Raw genomic sequence first — 16,140 nt, 5'->3', positions numbered from 1 at the left:
CCTCATAATATTTTATAGAGCTTTAAAAAAGAAATCTGTAAAATATATTCGTAAAGTTGGGGGAAGCTTATGAAGATGAGAAATATTTTGAGCTCACTGTTGTTTGCATATGCGCTTACAGGTGTGGGTTTATTACTGTTAGCTTTTTTTCTATATGTTTTTAAACTGGGAGAGACGGCTGTAGATGTGGGTATTATTTTGATTTGCATTTTCGTTTGCTTTATGGGCGGACTTATGACCGGAAGATTCTTGCGGGAAAACAGAGCTTTCTGGGGAATGCTCACAGGTTTGGCATATTTTCTTTTGCTTCTCATTGTTTCTTTTGCAGTAAAACGACGTTTGGATATGAGAGTTGTTCATGCCGTGACCACTTTTTGTATGTGTATTGGTGGTGGAACTCTGGGAGGAATGCTGTCGTAAAAAAAAGCTTTCATAATTTATAAAATTATGGTATACTATGCCAAGAATATAATTACATAAGGAGGATAGAGTGATGGAACATATCAAAACCTTGAATACAAAGAATTTACAGAACACAGTAAAAAAAGGTGGATGCGGTGAGTGTCAGACTTCCTGCCAGTCCGCATGTAAAACTTCCTGTACAGTAGGAAACCAGAGCTGCGAGCATAAATAAGATCAGCTGTGGATACAGAGAACCTGCCACCGGCAGCTTCTCTTATATGCTGTGGCATAAAAGAGATAAGCAGCGGAGTAGATTACTTCGCTGCTTATCTTACGCTTAGAAAGGATTTAGTTAGAAATGAGTCTGATTCATCGTTACAAAAGCAATGGCTTTAATATTGTGCTGGATATAAATAGCGGATGCATTCATCTTGTGGATGATGTTACATATGAAGTGCTGCCTTATCTGGAGGAAGGACTTTCATCAGATGCTATTGTTGAGAAACTGGGAGGCCAGTATAAAAAAGAAGATATTGAGACATCCGTAAAAGAGTGTAATAAGCTGAAGGAAGATGGAATGCTTTTTACCCGGGATGTCTATGAAAATGCAATTGAAGAATTTTCCAATAACCGGCAGACCGTTGTAAAAGCATTGTGCCTGCACATTGCTCATGACTGCAACCTGGCCTGTCGTTATTGTTTTGCCGAGGAAGGGGAATATCACGGAAGAAGAGCACTGATGTCCTTTGAAATTGGTAAGAAAGCTTTGGACTTCCTTATTGCCAATTCAGGCTCCAGGAGAAATCTGGAAGTGGATTTCTTTGGCGGAGAGCCGCTGATGAACTGGCAGGTTGTAAAAGACCTTGTAAAATATGGCCGTGAACAGGAGAAAATCCATAACAAGAATTTCCGTTTTACCCTTACTACCAATGGTGTATTACTGAATGATGAAATTATGGAATTTTGCAATAAAGAGATGGCGAATGTGGTACTTAGCGTGGATGGACGTAAGGAGATTCATGATTATATGCGTCCTTTCCGTAAAGGCGCGGGAAGCTATGATCTCATTATCCCGAAATTTCAGAAATTTGCCGAGTCCCGTAACCAGGAGAAGTATTATGTGAGAGGTACCTTTACTCATCATAATCTGGATTTTTCAAAGGATGTGCTTCATCTGGCAGATCTTGGGTTTGAACAGATTTCTGTGGAACCTGTAGTTGCGGCAGATACAGAGGAATATGCAATCCGTGAGGAGGATATTCCGCAGATCATGGCTGAATATGATGCATTGGCAAAAGAAATGATCAGGAGAGAAAAAGAAGGAAAAGGCTTTAACTTTTTCCATTTTATGATTGATCTTACCGGTGGTCCCTGCGTTTATAAGAGACTTTCAGGCTGCGGATCAGGTACTGAATATCTGGCAGTAACTCCTTGGGGAGATCTTTATCCCTGTCATCAGTTTGTGGGAGAAGAAGAATATCTTATGGGAAATGTGGATGAGGGTATTACAAAACCGGAAATCCAGAAAGAATTTGGCGGCTGTAATGTTTATACAAAAAAGGATTGTAAAGACTGCTTTGCACGTTTTTACTGTAGCGGCGGATGTGCTGCCAATGCTTATCATTTCCAGGGAGACATCAAAGGTAATTATGCAATCGGATGTGAGCTCCAGAGAAAGCGTGTGGAGTGCGCTATCATGATAAAAGCTGCTCTGGCATGTGAGTGATCAGATGACAGCCTAAATAAATCAAGAAGGGAAAAGAACTATGAAAAAAAGTAGAGGAATCGTAGTGCTGCTTCTTACGGTGATTCTGACAGTGTTCTTTTGCTTTACTGCAGCCGTAGGTATCGGTCCTACTGGAACCGGCGCAGCAAAACATATTAACACAGGTCTGGATCTTTCCGGTGGTGTCAGCATTACCTATCAGACCAAGAAGAGCAACCCTACCAAAGAGGAAATGTCAGATACTATCTATAAGCTGCAGAAGCGTGTAGAGCAGTACAGTACAGAAGCACAGGTATATCAGGAGGGCTCTGACAGAATCACTGTTGAAATTCCTGGCGTAACAGATGCAGATGCAATTCTGAATGACCTGGGTAAACCTGGATCATTATATTTCATCACACAGGAGGATGCAGACGGCAATCAGAACTTTACCACAGGACAGAATGGTTATGTACTTGCAAGAAGCATGGATGAGATCAAGGAGTCCGGCTGTGTTGTTCTGGAAGGTAGTGATGTAGCTGACGCAGAGGGTGGAGCTATTCAGAATCAGAGTACTAGTGCCAAGGAATATGTAGTCAGCCTGACACTTACTTCTGACGGTAAGAACAGTGGAAAAGAAAAATTCTCTGAGGCAACCAAAGAAAACGTAGGCAAACAGATTGCCATTATTTATGATAATCAGGTTGTAAGTGCTCCAAATGTAAATGAGCAGATTTCCGGTGGAAAAGCACAGATCAGTGGTATGAAGGATCTGGAAGAAGCGCAGAATCTTGCTTCTTATATCCGTATCGGTTCTCTTAGCCTTGAACTTGAGGAACTCCGTTCCAGCGTAGTAGCTGCACAGCTTGGTGAGGAAGCAATTTCTACCAGTGTTATGGCAGGTGCCATAGGACTTATAATCGTAATTCTGTTTATGATTATTGCATATCGTGTTCCGGGTATTGTTGCAGGAATTGCATTGATTCTTTATACAGTCCTGATGCTGATCACACTGAATGCTTTTGACATTACCCTGACGCTTCCGGGTATTGCAGGTATTATTCTGGGTATTGGTATGGCGGTAGACGCCAACGTTATTATTTATGCCCGAATCCGAGAGGAAATCGGTGCAGGCGTTTCTGTGCGGAGCGCTATCAAAGCTGGTTTCAGCAAAGCTTTTTCCGCTATCTTTGATGGAAATATTACAACATTGATCGCAGCTTTTGTATTAATGTGGCTGGGCTCAGGTACAGTTAAGGGATTTGCTTATACCCTGGCACTTGGTATTGTTATTTCAATGTTCACATCACTGGTTGTATCCAGACTGATTGTGAATGCACTGTATGCAGTGGGTATACATGATCCTAAGTTCTATGGAAGCACCAAAGAGCGTAAAGCAATTAATTTTGTGGGAAAAAGAAAGGTATTTTTTATTGTTTCTATTATCCTGATTCTGAGTGGTCCTGCTGCAATGCTGATCAACTCTCAGGCAGGTAATAAAGCATTGAATTATAGCCTTGAGTTTTCAGGTGGTACTTCGACAACAGTTACATTTAATGAAGATATGGATATTAAAACCATTGATTCAGAGGTGACTCCGGTTGTTGAAGAAGTGACCGGTGATAAGAATGTACAGCCTACTAAGGTTGTGGGAACCAATCAGGTGGTGATCAAAACACGTTCCCTGACTCAGGAAGAACGTGAAGCTTTACAGAATGCCCTGGTTGAAAAATTTGGAGTGGATGAGAATACTATTTCCACAGAGAGCATTTCCTCTACAGTAAGTAAAGAGATGCGTCAGGATGCAATCGTAGCTGTGGTTGTTGCAACAATCTGCATGCTTCTTTATATTTGGTTCAGATTTAAGGATATTCGTTTTGCCAGCAGCGCAGTTCTTGCCCTTCTCCATGACGTTCTGGTGGTACTTGCGTTCTATGCCATTGCCAGAATATCTGTAGGTAATACGTTTATTGCCTGCATGCTGACGATTGTAGGTTATTCTATCAATGCGACTATTGTTATCTTTGACCGTATCCGTGAGAATATGCATGGAAGCCGTAGAATTGATAACATTGAAGAGGTTGTTAATTCAAGTATTACCCAGACACTGACCAGAAGTATTTACACTTCCTTTACTACCTTTGTTATGGTAGCAGTTCTTTATATCATGGGTGTTTCTTCTATCCGTGAATTTGCTGCACCGTTAATGGTTGGTATTTTGGTAGGTGCTTATTCTTCTGTTTGTGTAACCGGAGCTCTGTGGCTGGTAATGAAGAAGAATGTTAAAAGAAAAGGTCAGCCGGCTGTTACAATGGCAGCTACAGGAAAAACTTCTGGTACCTCCTCTGTTCAGAAGAAAACAAGAGATGTATCCCAGAAGGATCCTGCTCAGCCGAAAAAGAAAAACAGAAAAAGAGTAGCTGAGCGTCTGGCTGCACAGGAAGCAGCTCAGAATAAGACTGAGGATGAGAAATAAAAAATGAATCAATAATAAGAAGACTGTTGAGCATGAGCAGCTGTCATAAAAAGCTGCTTATGACAACAGTCTTTTTTTATTATGGAAAAATAATAGATGCACGTGACAGAATCTTTTTTGTGCGGTAGAATAGGATGAGATTATGACGAAAACAGGAGATGCAAAATGGAAAAATGGGTGGTGGCTGCGAAAAGGGCGGATTTTAATTCTATAGGACAGGAATTTGAAATTGATCCGGTAATAGCCAGACTGATCAGAAACCGTGATGTGACAGGACAAGATAATATCCGAATGTATTTAAAAGGGTCAATAAAGGATATTCCCTCTCCCTGGCTTATGAAAGATATGAAAAAGGCAGTGAAAATTATTAAAGAGAAAGTATCTGAGAAAGCAAAGATAAGGATTATTGGAGATTATGACATTGATGGTGTGATGTCCACATATGTCCTGTTAAGAGGACTGATAAGAATTGGCGCTGATGTAGATACATATATTCCGGACAGAGTGGCAGATGGCTATGGTATTCATGAGCATCTGATAAACAGGGCAGAAGAGGATAAAGTTGATACGATTCTGACCTGTGACAATGGAATAGCAGCAGTTTCTGAGATTCAGCTTGCAAAGGAAAAAGGCATGACAGTAATTGTGACAGATCATCATGAAATACCTTATAAAGAGACGGAAAATGGGCGGGAAATTATTCTTCCGCCTGCAGATGCTATTTTGAATCCTAAGCAGCAGGATTGCCCATATCCAGGCAAAAATCTGTGCGGAGCAGTAGTTGCATTTAAGCTGATTTCTGCTCTTTATGAAGAATTTTGCGTTCCCGGTGAGGAACTGGAGGACTTTTATGAACTGGCAGCTATCGCGACAGTGGGAGATGTTATGGATCTTCAGGGAGAAAACCGAATCCTAGTCAAAGAAGGACTGAAACGTCTAAAAAATACCGGAAATCCAGGATTACGGGAATTGATAAGAGTCAATGGTCTGGAGGATTCAAAAATTACAGCCTATCATGTGGGGTTTGTCCTGGGCCCCTGTATTAATGCAAGTGGAAGGATGGATACAGCTGCCCGTTCGCTGGCACTACTGAATGCTGAAAACCAGGACGAGGCCGCAAAACTGGCCGGGGACCTGACTGCGCTGAATCAGAGCCGGAAATCTCTGACGGAAGAAGGAAAAGAAGCGGCTATCCATCAGGTGGAAAATACAGATTTGAAAAACGACAGAGTTCTGGTAATCTATCTTCCGGATTGCCATGAAAGCATTGCCGGAATAATTGCCGGTAGAATCAGAGAAAAATATCATAAACCGACTTTTGTACTGACGAAGGGAGAAAACAGTGCCAAGGGAAGCGGACGGTCCATTGAAGCTTATTCCATGTATGAGGAGCTTGTCAGATGCGCAGATCTGCTGATCCAGTTTGGGGGGCATCCTATGGCTGCGGGGCTTTCCATAGAAGAAAAAAATATAGAAAAATTCCGCAGAAGACTGAATCAGAACTGTTCACTTACAGAAGAAGACTTACAACCTAAAATTGTAATTGATGTGCCTATGCCAATTTCTTACATCACTAAAAACCTGATCAGACAGATTGCCCTTCTGGAACCCTTTGGAAAAGGGAATACAAAACCATTATTTGCTCAGAAAGGCTTAAAGGTTCTGGACGCGGTTGTGGTAGGACGAAACAGAAATGTGGCGAAGGTCAGACTGATGGATCCTCAGGGGACGGTGATGGATGGAGTCTATTTTGGGGAAGCAGATGAATTTGTACGTTTTATCAAAGACCGATCATCTGTTTCTGTTACTTATTATCCGGAAATCAATCAGTTCAGAGGAAGAGAAGATATTCAGATTGTCATTCAGAATTATTGCTAGTGCAGTTTTTTTCAAAGGATTGATTCTGTAATGAAAAGATGCTATACTATAAATTATTTATGAGTTTACATTGTAAATTTCTGGAGGAAAATTAAGATGAAGAAAATTGAAGAGTACGTTAGAAGTATACCGGATTTCCCGGAACCGGGAATTATTTTCAGAGATATCACAAGTGTTCTGCAGGATGCAGAGGGGCTTCAGCTTGCAATTAATTCCATGCAGGAATTCCTGAAGGATGTGGATGTAGATGTGATCGCAGGAGCAGAATCCAGAGGTTTTATCTTTGGTGTGCCTATTGCGTATAATCTTCATAAACCATTTGTACCTATTCGTAAAAAAGGCAAACTTCCTCGTGAGACTGTATCTGCAAGTTATGATCTTGAATACGGCAGCGCTACCATTGAAATGCATAAGGATTCCATCAAACCGGGACAGAAAGTGGCAATTGTGGATGATCTGATTGCTACAGGCGGAACCATTGAAGCTGCCATAAAGCTTGTAGAGGAGCTGGGTGGCGAAGTTGTAAAAGTGATATTCCTTATGGAGCTGGCCGGTTTGCATGGACGGGAAAGACTTAAGGGATATGATGTAGAATCCGTGATTTGTTATGAAGGCAAATAAGCACAGCTGGTTGTGCGGGACAGGCAGGTGATACAGATGGCAGAGACAATAAAAAATACAGAAGAAAAAAAAGATGGTATACAGACAGAACAGGAGAAGCTTGAATCTGTAAAGAGGGCAGATGCTGCTGTAAAATCCATGCATGATTTTACAAGTCCGGAAGTACTGTACAGAGAGCTGATAAACAGTGTGCTGAAGTATCATCCTTCCACTGATATTTCTATGATAGAAAAAGCTTATAAGGTTGCCAGTGAGGCTCACAAAGATCAGAAACGTAAGTCTGGGGAACCTTATATTATCCATCCGTTATGTGTGGCGATTATCCTGGCGGATCTGGAGTTGGATAAAGAAACAATTGTTGCAGGTCTTCTCCATGATGCAGTAGAGGATACATGGATGACTTATGAGGAGGTTGAAAAGGAATTTGGCTCAGAGGTGGCACTTCTGGTTGATGGTGTTACCAAGCTGGGACAGCTGTCTTATTCTGCAGATAAGGTAGAAGTGCAGGCAGAGAACCTTCGTAAAATGTTTCTGGCCATGGCTAAGGATATACGTGTAATTCTTATCAAGCTTGCGGATCGTCTCCATAATATGCGTACGCTTCAGTATATGAGACCGGAGAAGCAGCAGGAGAAAGCCAGAGAGACGATGGATATTTATGCGCCCATTGCCATGCGTCTTGGTATTTCCAAGATCAAGGTAGAACTGGATGATCTTTCTCTCAAATATCTGAAGCCGGATGTTTATTATGATCTGGTAAAAAAGGTTGCTCTGCGAAAGAGTGAGAGGGAAAAGTTTGTTGGTGCTATTGTAAAAGAAGTCAAACAACATATGGAAGATGCGAACATTAAGGCTCAGGTAGATGGTCGTGTAAAGCATTTCTTCAGTATATATAAAAAGATGGTCAATCAGGACAAAACCATTGATCAGATTTATGATTTGTTTGCAGTCCGTATTCTGGTGGATACAGTTAAGGACTGCTATGCGGCTTTAGGTGTGATTCATGAAATGTATAAGCCGATCCCCGGCAGGTTTAAAGACTATATTGCAATGCCAAAGCCAAATATGTATCAGTCTTTACACACTACATTGATCGGTCCCAACGGTCAGCCTTTTGAAATCCAGATCCGTACCTTTGAGATGCATAAGACTGCAGAATACGGTATTGCAGCTCACTGGAAATATAAAGAATCTTCTGATGGCAAAGCGCCTGTCGGCAAGAGCGAGGAGGAAAAGCTGAACTGGCTGAGACAGATCCTGGAGTGGCAGAGAGATATGTCTGATAATAAGGAATTTATGAGTCTTCTGAAGAATGACCTGGATCTTTTTGCAGACAATGTATATTGCTTTACTCCGTTAGGAGATGTGAAAACTCTGCCAAGTGGTTCCACACCTGTAGATTTTGCCTACAGTGTTCATAGTGCGGTAGGTAATAAAATGGTAGGTGCCAGGGTGAATGGTAAACTGGTTCCTATTGAATATCAGATCAAGAATGGTGACCGTATTGAGATTATTACTTCACAGAATTCCCAGGGACCCAGCCGTGACTGGCTGAAACTGGTCAAGAGTACTCAGGCGAAAAACAAGATTAATCAGTGGTTCAAAAAGGAACTGAAGGAAGATAATATCCTGAAGGGTAAGGAGATGCTTACCCAGTATGCAAAAGCCAAGGGATTTAAAATTACTTCTTATACAAAAACGCAATATCTTGAGGCAGTGATGCGTAAATATGGATTTCGTGACTGGGATTCTGTGCTGGCGGCTATTGGTCATGGTGGCTTGAAGGAAGGCCAGGTTTTCAATAAACTGGTAGAAGCTTATGATAAGGAGAACAAGAAGAATCTTACAGATGAGCAGGTTCTTGAAGCTGCTGAAGGACAGGAAAAGCTTCATATTGCCAAGAGCAAGAGCGGCATTGTGGTGAAGGGAATCCATGATGTGGCAGTTCGTTTTTCCAAGTGCTGTAATCCTATTCCGGGAGATGAGATTGTTGGATTTGTTACCAGAGGACGCGGAATCACTATTCACCGTACAGATTGTGTAAATGTATTGAACATGTCAGAGATTGACCGTACACGGTTGATTGAGGCAGAATGGCAGCAGCCTGATGTGAAAGCAGTGGAGAAATATATGGCTGGAATCCAGGTTTATGCAAATAACCGAACAGGTCTGTTGGTGGATCTGTCAAAGATCTTTACAGAACGCAAGATTGACCTTCGCAGTATTAACAGCCGGACCAATAAGCAGGAGAAGGCAACGATTTCCATGAGCTTTGAAATTTCCAGCAAAGAGGAACTGAGATCCCTTATTGAGAAAATCCGTCAGGTGGAAAGTGTTATTGATGTAGAGAGAACTACCGGTTGATTTGGTTATGAACGAGTAGTGAGACTGATCGTGTTATCTGAGAAAGGAAGTATATGAACAATTTAGAATTACAGAAGTGTATTCTGGGACCGGTTTATACAAACTGTTATTTCCTGAAAAATAAAGTAACCGGTGAGATGATCATTATTGATCCGGCAGACTGTCCGGAAAAGATTGAACAGATGGTTATGCAGATGGACGGGAAGCCTGTGGCAATTCTTCTGACTCATGGACATTTTGACCATATTACAGCTGTGGAAGCAGTAAAAGAAAAATACCATATTCCGGTCTATGCCTGTCGTCAGGAAGAAGAGATGCTGAGAGAACCCGTTATGAATATGACCTGTCACTACGAAAAAAGTTGTTCAATAGTGCCGGATGTTTTTTTGGATGACCTGGATGTATTCCGGACAGCTGGTTTTTCGATACAGATAATTCATACTCCCGGACATACTAAAGGAAGCTGCTGCTATTATCTGAAGGATGAAGGTGTCTTATTTAGCGGAGATACCTTATTCTGTGGCTCTGTTGGGAGAACTGATTTTCCGGGAGGCAGTGCTTCGGATATTGTGAGAAGTCTGCATAAGCTTCTGGATTCACTTCCGGAAGAGACTGAGGTTTATCCCGGACATGATGTATCTACTACTATTGGTTATGAAAAGAGGTATAATCCATTTGTATAAAATAGATATTTTATTTCTGGACAGAGAATTTGAGCATGATGTTTATGAACTGATAAAAGCATTTTATCCCGAAGCGGAGATACATACTCTATATGATGAAGCGGAAGCAGGAGAGTATGACCTCCGCTTCCGTGTGGAACGGGAGAATGGAACATATAAAATAAGCTATGATCGCAGGGAGAATGTAACAGCAGGTTTTACAGAAAGAAAAGGTGTTGCTTCGGCAGATGTGATAGGAGAAGATAAACTGACTGTAAAAGATCCTCATGCTTTGCGAAAAGAGAATAAGGATGCGTTGAAATATGCGTTGTATCAGCTTCTGGTTAAATTGACCGGGCGTATTCTTCCCTGGGGAAATCTTACAGGAATCCGGCCGGCAAAGCTGGCAATGGGAATGATTGAGTCCGGGATGAAGAACACCGAGGCTGCCCGGGAAATGCGGGAGAAATATTTAGTCAGTCCGGAAAAAACTGCCCTTGCTGTTACAATTGCAAACAGAGAGAGGGAGATTTTAAAGGATATTGATTATGAGAATGGTTATAGTCTCTATATAGGAATCCCTTTCTGTCCAAGTATTTGTCTGTATTGCTCTTTCAGTTCCTATCCTTTGAAAGTGTGGGAAAAGAGAACGGACGAATATATAGAGGCACTCTGTAAAGAAATCAGGGAAACAGCATTTTTAATGCAGGGTAGAAAATTGGACACAATCTATATCGGTGGGGGAACTCCAACAACGCTTCTGCCCCATCAGCTGCGTAAGCTTCTGGATACGTTAGGAGAGGCGTTTGGATATGAGAGCCTTGCTGAATTTACAATTGAGGCCGGAAGACCGGACAGTATTACCAGGGAGAAGCTTCAGGCAATCCGGGAGTATCCGGTAACCAGGATTTCTGTAAATCCCCAGACAATGAATCAGGAAACCCTGGACCTCATAGGCAGACGCCATACAGTAGAACAGACCAAGGAGGCTTTTTATCTGGCAAGGGAACTGGGATATGATAATATCAATATGGATCTGATCGTGGGACTTCCGGGGGAAGATATTTCTATGGTTGAGCGTACACTTGAGCAGATACAGGAGCTTGCACCGGATAGTATGACGGTTCATTCGCTGGCTGTAAAACGTGCTGCCCGCCTGAATATTTTCAAAGAAAAATATCAGGAAATGTCCTTTGAGAATAATCAGGAGATCATGGATCTGACCATGAAAACTGCATACGAGATGGGAATGGGACCATATTATCTGTACAGACAGAAAAATATGAAGGGAAATTTCGAAAATGTTGGCTATGCAAAGGTTGACAAAGCCGGAATTTACAATATACTGATTATGGAGGAAAAACAGCCGATCATTGCTCTTGGAGCAGGAGGATCCTCAAAGTTGGTTTTTGATCATGGAAAAAGAATTGAACGAGTGGAAAATGTAAAGGATGTTTCCAATTATATTTCCCGTATTGATGAGATGATCCAAAGAAAACGGACAGCAGTTGATAAATGGCTTTAAGTATTTGGAGGTAAGGTTTTGAATGCAGCACTGAAGACGACATCTGGATCAGAAAAGCGTATTCTTGAATTTGATCTTTCTGAAGAACTGCATCATGGAGTAGTAGTTAGCAATCTGGCTTATGCAGTGGCAGAAGAATTGGGATTGCCCCATGACCAGTGTTATCAGCTTGCCATTGCCGGAATGCTTCATGATATTGGCAAACTGAAACTTACAGGGTACATTAATGGACAGGAAAGCGATCCGCTGGTTATTGAGGAACTGAAATATGTACGGATGCATTCCACACTGGGATATGAGGAACTAAAGGGACAGGGGTATTCGGACTTTGTTCTGCAAAGTATCCTGTATCATCATGAGAATTATGATGGCAGCGGTTACCCTTCCAATAAAGCTGGGAAGGAAATTCCTATAGGAGCCCGAATCCTCAGAGTGTGTGATGTATATGCAGCTTTGACCTCTGACAGGCCTTACAGAAAAGGGTTTGATATGGGGACTGTGATGGAACTGATGATTGATGAAGTGAAAAATTTTGATATGCAGGTTTTTCTGGCATTCCAGAGAGTTGTTCATAAAGAGAAAGCCTGACAGGATAAGAGGAGGAAAAAATGGCATTAAAGAAGAAACCGGTAACCGGTATGAAGGATATTTTACCAAGAGAGATGGAAATCAGGAATTATGTGATGAACATGATTCGTGAGACTTATGGAACATTTGGATTTTCTGCAATTGAGACCCCATGTGTAGAGCATATTGAGAATCTTTGCAGTAAACAGGGTGGCGAGAATGAAAAGCTTATTTTCAAGATATTAAAACGTGGAGAAAAGCTGAAGCTGGATAAGGCAGAATCAGAGGCGGATCTGGTGGATTCAGGTCTTCGTTATGATTTAACTGTTCCGCTTTCCAGATATTATTCCAATAATGCCAATGAGCTTCCTGCTCCTTTTAAGGCACTTCAGATGGGAAATGTATGGAGGGCGGACAGACCTCAGAGAGGACGTTTCCGTCAGTTTATGCAGTGTGATATTGATATTCTGGGAGAGCCTACTTATCTGGCAGAAATTGAACTGGTACTTGCAACCACTACGCTGCTGGGAAAACTGGATTTTCATAATTTTACAATTCGTATCAATGACAGAAAGATCCTGAAAGCAATGGCACAGTACAGTGGATTCCCACAGGAGAGCTTTGACACAGTATTTATCATTCTGGACAAAATGGACAAGATCGGTCTGGAAGGTGTGGCAGAGGAACTGGAAAAAGAAGGGTTTGCAAAGGATTGTATTGATACTTATCTGGGCATGTTCCAGGAAATTACTTCAGATATTCAGGGCGTGCGTTTTTGCAAAGATAAATTAAAGGATGTACTGGATCCAAAGGTTGCAGAGGATCTGGAAACAATTATCACTACAGTGGAATCTGTAAAATCAGCAGACTTTAAAATGGCATTTGATCCCACACTGGTTCGTGGAATGTCTTATTATACAGGTCCGATTTTTGAAATTTCCATGGATGAGTTTGGCGGTAGCGTTGGCGGCGGCGGACGTTATGATGAGATGATCGGTAAATTTACAGGCAACAATACTTCTGCCTGTGGATTTTCTATCGGATTTGAGAGAATCGTTATGCTGCTTCTGGAGAGAGATTACCAGATTCCTACAAAAAATGGAAAGAAAGCATATCTTATCGAGAAAAATATGCCTGCAGATAAGCTTCTGAAGATTCTGGAACAGGCCAGAGAAGAAAGAAATGCCGGAACACAGGTTAATATTTCGATTATGAAGAAAAACAAAAAATTCCAGAAGGATCAGATGAATGCTGAAGGATATACAGAATTTGTAGAATTTTTCAGAGATAAAATGTAAGCCTACTGAACAATTATTTATAAATTATAAAATCAGGAAAAGAGGAAAAACCATGGCAGAAAGTATGCAGGGACTGCACAGAACATGCCGATGTGCAGAAGTGACAAAAGAAATGAAGGGCAAAGAAATCGTTCTTATGGGATGGGTTCAGAAAGCCCGTGATAAAGGCGGCATTATTTTTGTGGATTTAAGAGACCGTTCAGGAATCATGCAGTTGATTTTTGAGAATGGCAGCATTGATGCAGATGGATTTGCAAAAGCAGGAAAACTTCGTAGCGAATTTGTAATTGCAGTTACCGGTGTTGTAGAAGAAAGAGGCGGTGCTGTTAATAAAAATCTGGCAACAGGTGAGATTGAGCTTCGTGTAAACTCTCTTCGTATATTGTCAGAAGCAGAAGTTCCGCCATTTCCAATTGAAGAGAACTGCAAGACAAAAGATGAGATCAGACTGAAATATCGTTATCTGGATTTGAGAAGACCTGATATTCAGAAAAATATTATGCTGAAGAGCAAAGTAATGATGCTTACCAGACAGTTTTTTGCAAAAGAGGGATTCATGGAAATTGAAACTCCTATGCTTGGAAAGAGTACTCCTGAGGGAGCCAGAGATTATCTGGTGCCGTCCAGAGTTCATCCGGGACATTTCTATGGACTGCCTCAGTCTCCGCAGCTTTACAAACAGCTTCTGATGTGTTCCGGATATGACCGATACATTCAGATAGCAAGATGCTTCCGTGATGAGGATCTCCGTGCGGACAGACAGCCTGAATTTACACAGATCGATATGGAACTTTCTTTTGTAGATGTGGATGATGTTATTGATGTAAATGAGAGATTCCTGGCGTATCTGTTTAAAGAAGTTCTGGATGTTGAAGTAAAACTTCCGATTCAGCGTATTACCTGGCAGGAGGCTATGGACAGATTTGGATCTGATAAACCGGATATGCGTTTTGGCATGGAACTTCATGATGTAAGTGACGTAGTTAGAAATTGTGGTTTCAGTGTATTTACCTCTGCGCTGGAGAATGGTGGAAGTGTCCGTGGTATCAATGCAGAAGGACAGGGCGCTATGCCACGTAAAAAGATTGATAAGCTGGTTGAATTTGCTAAAGGATACGGTGCCAAAGGCCTTGCATATATTGCCATTGCGGAAGATGGCACAAGAAAATCTTCTTTTGCAAAATTCATGACAGAGGGAGAGATGGATGCGTTGGTTGCTGCTATGGACGGAAAACCGGGAGACCTTCTTCTCTTTGCCGCAGATAAAAAGAAGCTGGTTTATGATGTACTGGGTGCCCTTCGTCTGGAGCTTGCGAAACAGATGGATCTTCTGGATAAGAATGAGTATCGTTTTGTATGGGTAACAGAGTTCCCGCTTCTTGAGTGGAGTGAGGAAGAGAACCGTTTTACAGCAATGCATCATCCATTTACAATGTTGATGGAAGAGGATCTTCCATTACTGGATACAGATCCGGGTAAGGTTCGCGCAAAAGCTTATGATATTGTTCTTAATGGTAATGAGATTGGTGGTGGAAGTGTTCGTATTCATCAGGATGACATTCAGGAAAGAATGTTTAAAGAACTTGGATTCACCAAAGAAGAAGCTTATGAGCAGTTTGGATTCCTTCTGGATGCATTCAAATATGGAGTTCCGCCTCACGCAGGACTGGCTTATGGACTGGATCGTCTGGTTATGCTTATGGCAAAGGTTGACAGTATCCGTGATGTAATTGCATTCCCGAAGGTAAAGGATGCTTCCTGTCTGATGACTCAGTCACCGAGTGTGGTAAGTGAAGCACAGCTTAAAGAACTGGATCTGGAGGTAAGACCGGAGGAAGACGAAAACTGAAAATGACACTTACAATTTCGTGTTTTTTGATTGTATGCCCCATGGTTTTTTTGGCAGGATTTGTAGATTCTATTGCAGGCGGCGGAGGTTTGATCTCCCTGCCTGCATATTTGCTTGCGGGAGTTCCCATGCACAATGCCATAGCAACTAATAAGCTGTCTTCTGCAACAGGTACAGCAATTTCCACAGTTCGTCTGTGCAAAAACAAATTTGTAGACTGGGGATTGGCATTGCCCTGCATTTCCATGGCGCTATTGGGCTCTTTTGTAGGGGCACACCTGGCGTTGACAGCAAGTGACAAACTTCTGAAATGGATGTTGATTCCCATACTTCCCATTGTGGCTTTTTATGTTTTGAAAAAGAAAAATCTGGAAGAAGATATTCAGACTGACATTTCCAGAAGAAAACAATGGCTTCTGTGTGCTGCGTGTTCTTTGGCAGTGGGGTGTTATGATGGATTTTATGGACCTGGAACCGGCACATTTCTTCTGATTCTTTATACAGGGGTGGCAAAACTTCCGGTATCAAAAGCTTCGGGGACTATGAAGCTTGCAAATCTTTCCTCCAATGTAATGGCTCTTGCCGTATTTTTATTTAGTGGTAAAATTGTAATTCTTCTGGGACTTGCAGCTTCTGCTTTTTCAATTGCAGGACATTATGTAGGGTCTGGAATGGTAATGAAAAATGGGAGTAAAATTGTGCGCCCGATTATTCTTGTGGTACTGGCACTTCTGTTTATTAAGATTATTACTGGTATGTGAGAAAAGATTTCTGTATCATAAAAAATGGTTTC

13 protein-coding genes are annotated in these 16,140 nt (G+C 41.6%); all 13 read left to right on the top strand.

Annotated features, from left to right (window positions below; translation table 11 throughout):
- Positions 1 to 69 precede the first annotated feature (69 nt).
- On the top strand, positions 70 to 420 hold the full coding sequence (locus ACTNDS_RS11090) for a TIGR04086 family membrane protein (RefSeq protein ID WP_173742461.1): 351 nt from the start codon (positions 70 to 72) through the stop codon (positions 418 to 420).
- A gap of 73 nt (positions 421 to 493) precedes the next feature.
- Positions 494 to 634: a six-cysteine ranthipeptide SCIFF gene (gene scfA / locus ACTNDS_RS11085; RefSeq protein ID WP_015524633.1), complete on the top strand. Its 141-nt coding sequence runs from the start codon at positions 494 to 496 to the stop codon at positions 632 to 634.
- A gap of 126 nt (positions 635 to 760) precedes the next feature.
- Entirely contained in the window at positions 761 to 2,128 is a 1,368-nt protein-coding gene (scfB, locus tag ACTNDS_RS11080) for a thioether cross-link-forming SCIFF peptide maturase (protein WP_441035738.1), read from the top strand.
- Positions 2,129 to 2,168: 40 nt separating this feature from the next.
- Positions 2,169 to 4,583: a protein translocase subunit SecD gene (secD, locus tag ACTNDS_RS11075; protein WP_441035736.1), complete on the top strand. Its 2,415-nt coding sequence runs from the start codon at positions 2,169 to 2,171 to the stop codon at positions 4,581 to 4,583.
- A gap of 165 nt (positions 4,584 to 4,748) precedes the next feature.
- Positions 4,749 to 6,461, top strand: coding sequence for a single-stranded-DNA-specific exonuclease RecJ (recJ, locus tag ACTNDS_RS11070; protein WP_441035735.1), 1,713 nt, complete (start codon positions 4,749 to 4,751; stop codon positions 6,459 to 6,461).
- Positions 6,462 to 6,557: 96 nt separating this feature from the next.
- Positions 6,558 to 7,082 (top strand): adenine phosphoribosyltransferase, encoded by a 525-nt coding sequence (locus ACTNDS_RS11065; RefSeq protein ID WP_441035733.1) that lies wholly within the window; start codon positions 6,558 to 6,560, stop codon positions 7,080 to 7,082.
- A gap of 36 nt (positions 7,083 to 7,118) precedes the next feature.
- Entirely contained in the window at positions 7,119 to 9,446 is a 2,328-nt protein-coding gene (locus ACTNDS_RS11060) for a RelA/SpoT family protein (RefSeq protein ID WP_441035731.1), read from the top strand.
- Between the two features lie 53 nt (positions 9,447 to 9,499).
- Complete coding sequence (locus ACTNDS_RS11055; RefSeq protein ID WP_441035729.1) at positions 9,500 to 10,129, top strand: MBL fold metallo-hydrolase; 630 nt, start codon at positions 9,500 to 9,502, stop codon at positions 10,127 to 10,129.
- On the top strand, positions 10,101 to 11,633 hold the full coding sequence (gene hemZ, locus ACTNDS_RS11050; RefSeq protein WP_441035727.1) for a coproporphyrinogen dehydrogenase HemZ: 1,533 nt from the start codon (positions 10,101 to 10,103) through the stop codon (positions 11,631 to 11,633). The genes ACTNDS_RS11055 and hemZ overlap by 29 nt, the downstream gene beginning before the upstream one ends.
- Positions 11,634 to 11,651: 18 nt before the next feature.
- Positions 11,652 to 12,221, top strand: a complete 570-nt coding sequence (locus tag ACTNDS_RS11045) for an HD-GYP domain-containing protein (protein WP_441035725.1) — start codon at positions 11,652 to 11,654, stop codon at positions 12,219 to 12,221.
- 20 nt (positions 12,222 to 12,241) lie between these two features.
- Positions 12,242 to 13,498: a histidine--tRNA ligase gene (gene hisS, locus ACTNDS_RS11040; protein WP_019162128.1), complete on the top strand. Its 1,257-nt coding sequence runs from the start codon at positions 12,242 to 12,244 to the stop codon at positions 13,496 to 13,498.
- Between the two features lie 52 nt (positions 13,499 to 13,550).
- Positions 13,551 to 15,347, top strand: coding sequence for an aspartate--tRNA ligase (aspS, locus tag ACTNDS_RS11035; protein ID WP_441035723.1), 1,797 nt, complete (start codon positions 13,551 to 13,553; stop codon positions 15,345 to 15,347).
- A gap of 2 nt (positions 15,348 to 15,349) precedes the next feature.
- Positions 15,350 to 16,108 carry a sulfite exporter TauE/SafE family protein gene (locus ACTNDS_RS11030; protein WP_173742467.1) on the top strand — a complete coding sequence of 253 codons (759 nt, stop codon included), beginning with the start codon at positions 15,350 to 15,352 and terminating at the stop codon, positions 16,106 to 16,108.
- The last annotated feature ends 32 nt before the right edge of the window (positions 16,109 to 16,140 follow it).

Origin of the sequence: Blautia sp. HCP3S3_C12 (assembly GCF_052064155.1) — a bacterium.
Taxonomy (GTDB): Bacteria; Bacillota; Clostridia; order Lachnospirales; family Lachnospiraceae; genus Blautia_A.
The sequence above is the reverse complement of the archived record's forward strand: the minus strand, read 5'-3'. Positions and strand labels throughout refer to the sequence as shown.

What these genes read in the sequence shown, in the direction of transcription:
- ACTNDS_RS11090 (WP_173742461.1), top strand. Translation starts at nt 70, where the DNA reads ATGAAGATGAGAAATATTTTGAGCTCACTGTTGTTTGCATATGCGCTT.
- scfA (WP_015524633.1), top strand. Translation starts at nt 494, where the DNA reads ATGGAACATATCAAAACCTTGAATACAAAGAATTTACAGAACACAGTA.
- scfB (WP_441035738.1), top strand. Translation starts at nt 761, where the DNA reads ATGAGTCTGATTCATCGTTACAAAAGCAATGGCTTTAATATTGTGCTG.
- secD (WP_441035736.1), top strand. Translation starts at nt 2,169, where the DNA reads ATGAAAAAAAGTAGAGGAATCGTAGTGCTGCTTCTTACGGTGATTCTG.
- recJ (WP_441035735.1), top strand. Translation starts at nt 4,749, where the DNA reads ATGGAAAAATGGGTGGTGGCTGCGAAAAGGGCGGATTTTAATTCTATA.
- ACTNDS_RS11065 (WP_441035733.1), top strand. Translation starts at nt 6,558, where the DNA reads ATGAAGAAAATTGAAGAGTACGTTAGAAGTATACCGGATTTCCCGGAA.
- ACTNDS_RS11060 (WP_441035731.1), top strand. Translation starts at nt 7,119, where the DNA reads ATGGCAGAGACAATAAAAAATACAGAAGAAAAAAAAGATGGTATACAG.
- ACTNDS_RS11055 (WP_441035729.1), top strand. Translation starts at nt 9,500, where the DNA reads ATGAACAATTTAGAATTACAGAAGTGTATTCTGGGACCGGTTTATACA.
- hemZ (WP_441035727.1), top strand. Translation starts at nt 10,101, where the DNA reads ATGAAAAGAGGTATAATCCATTTGTATAAAATAGATATTTTATTTCTG.
- hisS (WP_019162128.1), top strand. Translation starts at nt 12,242, where the DNA reads ATGGCATTAAAGAAGAAACCGGTAACCGGTATGAAGGATATTTTACCA.
- aspS (WP_441035723.1), top strand. Translation starts at nt 13,551, where the DNA reads ATGGCAGAAAGTATGCAGGGACTGCACAGAACATGCCGATGTGCAGAA.
- ACTNDS_RS11030 (WP_173742467.1), top strand. Translation starts at nt 15,350, where the DNA reads ATGACACTTACAATTTCGTGTTTTTTGATTGTATGCCCCATGGTTTTT.